The sequence below is a fragment of the Streptomyces alkaliterrae genome, assembly GCF_007097205.2.
Classification (GTDB): Bacteria; Actinomycetota; Actinomycetes; order Streptomycetales; family Streptomycetaceae; genus Streptomyces; species Streptomyces alkaliterrae.
In genome coordinates, this window is the sequence record NZ_VJYK02000503.1 from 1 (window position 1) to 2,463 (window position 2,463).

Sequence of the window (2,463 nt, forward strand, 5' to 3'; positions counted from 1 at the left end):
CCCGGGCGCTGCTCGACGCGCTGCAGTTCACCTCGGACGCGCAGACGTGGGGCGAGGAGGTCTACTTCCGCACCCCGGTCAGCCCCGCGCTCGAACCCGACGCCCGCCAGGTCGTCGAGCCCGGCACGGTCGCCTTCTGGACCGACGGCGACGCGCTCGCCCTGCCCTACGGGCCCACCCCCATCAGCCGGGGCGACGAGTGCCGCCTGGCCAGCCCCTGCAACGTGCTGGGGCTGATCGACGGCGATCCGCGCCTCCTCGCCACCGTCCGCCCCGGCGACCCGATCACGGTCTCCCGCGCGTAGGCCTGTCCGAGCCGGATACGTCAGACCTGCTCGAAGTGGAAGGACCGGATGAAGCAGTCCCTGGGCTGGTTCACCGCGAACAGCACGCACTCCGCGACCGACTGGGACGTCAGCATCGCGTCGGCGGTGCGGTCGGCGCTCTCCCACCGCTCGGAGAGCGGGTCGTGGTTGACGAAGTCCGGCGGGTAGAGGGAGATCACCCGCACGCCCTCCGGCCGCAGCCGCTTGGACAGCACCTCCGAGAAGCCGGCCTGGGCGCTCTTGGCCGCGTAGTACGCGTCGTGCCCCTCGGAACGGTGGTTCTGCGGGACCCCGCACACCGAGACCATGTTCACGATGTCGGGGCGCGGCGAGTTCCGCAGCAGCGGCAGCAGGTTCTTCACCATCAGCACCGTGCCGGTGGCCCCGGAGTTGATCGTGTCGACGACGTCCTCGTCACCGACGGACAGCAGGTCCTCGCCCGCGAGATAACGCGCGGCGTTGTTCACCAGGACGTCGACGCGGTCGGTGTGCGCGCGCAGTTCACCGGCGAACGCGCGCACCGAGGCCGGGTCGCCGGTGTCGCAGCGGTACGCGCGCACCCGGTCGTGACCGAGTGCGCGTATCTCCTCGGCGACGGCCTCCGCCGCCTCCAACGTGCGCGCGGACAGCAGGACTTCGGCCCCCTGGCGGGCGAACTGGATCGCCAGGGTCCGGCCGAAGTCCCGCGCGGCGCCGGTAATGACGACCCGGCTGCCGGCAAGTGCGGGCTTGACGCTCATGTGAACTCGCAGACTTCTCACGGGCCGACCACGGACGGTCGGCCCTTCTCCGGCTCGGAGGCTAGGAGTTGAAGTCTTGTTGAGGTCAAGGCCGGGCCGGTCGGCGGCCGGTGCCCGGCGTCGGCCGGCCCGGCGTCGGTCAGCCGGCGTTCTGGCGGAACTCGGCGGTGGCCTTCAGGAACAGGTCGTTGCCCTCGGTCTCGCCGATCGTGACCCGCACGCCCTCGCCCGGGAACGGCCGCACGACCACACCTGCCCGCTCGGCCGCCGCCGCGAAGTCCAGCGTGCGCTCACCGAGCCGCAGCCAGACGAAGTTGGCCTGCGTCTCGGGCACGGTCCATCCCTGGTCGAGCAGTTCGGCCCGCACCCGGTTCCGCTCCTCGACCAGCGACGCCACCCGCTCGGCCAGCGCGTCCTCGCTGCGCAGCGAGGCCACCGCCGCGTCCTGCGCGATCTGGCTCACACCGAACGGCACGGCGGTCTTCCGCAGCGCCGCCGCCACCGGCTCGTGCGCGACCGCGAAGCCGACCCGCAGGCCGGCGAGCCCGTACGCCTTGGAGAACGTCCGCAGCACGCACACGTTCGGCCGGTCCCGGTACAGCTCGATGCCGTCCGGCACCTGCTCGTCCCGGACGAACTCGCGGTACGCCTCGTCGAGCACCACCAGCACCTCGTCCGGCACCCGGTCCAGAAAGCGCTCGAGCTCCGCCCGGCGGATCGCCGTACCGGTCGGGTTGTTCGGGTTGCAGACGAAGATCAGCCGGGTGCGGTCGGTGATCGCCGCGGCCATCGCGTCGAGATCGTGGTCCTCGCCCTCCGTGAGCGGCACCTGCACGGCGGTCGCGCCGGCGATCTGGGTGATGATCGGGTACGCCTCGAAGGAGCGCCAGGCGTAGATCACCTCGTCACCCGGGCCGGCGGTGGACTGCAGCAGCTGCTGGGCGATGCCGACCGAACCCGTGCCGGTCGCCAGATGCGTCAGCGGCACCTCGAAGCGCTCGGCCAGCGCCTCGAAGAGCCCGGCGCAGGCCATGTCCGGGTAGCGGTTGAAGGAACCGGCGGCGGCGGTCGCCGCCTCCAGCACACCCGGCAGCGGCGGGTAGGGGTTCTCGTTGGAGGACAGCTTGTAGGCGAGCCTGCCACCGGGACCGGCGGCGGCCGGCCGCCCCGGCCGGTAGGTCGGGACCCCGTCGAGTGCCGCTCGCAACCTCGGTACCGTCCGCGCGGTCGTCTCGGCGTTCTCCGTCATCCCGTCCTCCTCGACAAGGCTTCACCGGGCGGACCGGACGACCGACCCGCCATTACTACTCACCTTATGAGGAATCCGCCCCCAGTCGTAGTGCCTACGCGGGGCCAGCCCCGCGACCCCCGACCGACACCCGGGACCACCCCCGATT

General features: G+C 72.0%; 3 protein-coding genes. 1 reads left to right on the forward strand and 2 read right to left on the reverse strand.

Going from position 1 to position 2,463, the window contains the following annotated elements:
* On the forward strand, window positions 1–305 hold a 305-nt coding region (locus tag FNX44_RS26115), incomplete at its 5' end, for a cyclophilin-like family protein (protein WP_143651443.1).
* A 20-nt stretch (window positions 306–325) separates the two neighbouring features.
* On the opposite strand, the gene FNX44_RS26120 is transcribed toward FNX44_RS26115, so the two are convergent.
* Together FNX44_RS26120 and hisC are read right to left on the reverse strand one after the other, a co-directional pair.
* On the reverse strand, window positions 326–1,066 hold the full coding sequence (locus tag FNX44_RS26120; protein ID WP_143651444.1) for an SDR family oxidoreductase: 741 nt from the start codon (window positions 1,064–1,066) through the stop codon (window positions 326–328).
* Between the two features lie 139 nt (window positions 1,067–1,205).
* On the reverse strand, window positions 1,206–2,315 hold the full coding sequence (gene hisC / locus FNX44_RS26125) for a histidinol-phosphate transaminase (RefSeq protein ID WP_143651445.1): 1,110 nt from the start codon (window positions 2,313–2,315) through the stop codon (window positions 1,206–1,208).
* Window positions 2,316–2,463: the final 148 nt, after the last annotated feature.

What these genes read in the sequence shown, in the direction of transcription:
- FNX44_RS26120 (WP_143651444.1), bottom strand. Translation starts at nt 1,066, where the DNA reads ATGAGCGTCAAGCCCGCACTTGCCGGCAGCCGGGTCGTCATTACCGGC.
- hisC (WP_143651445.1), bottom strand. Translation starts at nt 2,315, where the DNA reads ATGACGGAGAACGCCGAGACGACCGCGCGGACGGTACCGAGGTTGCGA.